At 33.3% G+C, this 222-nt stretch carries 2 protein-coding genes; both read left to right on the top strand.

The features are described from left to right. Positions 1-81 (top strand): DUF3948 family protein (locus tag BAU23_RS17825; protein WP_050001435.1); only part of this gene is annotated, 81 nt, incomplete at its 5' end. Positions 82-124: 43 nt separating this feature from the next. Beyond that, positions 125-222 (top strand): DUF3948 family protein (locus tag BAU23_RS17820; protein WP_071734910.1); only part of this gene is annotated, 98 nt, incomplete at its 3' end.

The raw sequence follows: 222 nt of genomic DNA, 5'->3' as shown, positions 1-222 counted from the left end.
AAAGGTGACTTCTTAGGATCAGCAAGTGGAGCGGTAGTATTAACAGCATTAATCGTATTTTTATCAAGCGTATTAGTATAATAGAAGTTTTGTAACAAAAATAAGAGAAGGGAGAATGAAAATTATGAACAACGAGCAAGTATTAAACGTAACAAAAGGTGACTTCTTAGGATCAGCAAGTGGAGCGGTAGTATTAACAGCATTAATCGTATTTTTATCAAG

The sequence above is a fragment of the Bacillus nitratireducens genome (assembly GCF_001884135.1).
Taxonomy (GTDB): Bacteria; Bacillota; Bacilli; order Bacillales; family Bacillaceae_G; genus Bacillus_A; species Bacillus_A nitratireducens.
The sequence above is the reverse complement of the archived record's forward strand: the minus strand, read 5'-3'. Positions and strand labels throughout refer to the sequence as shown.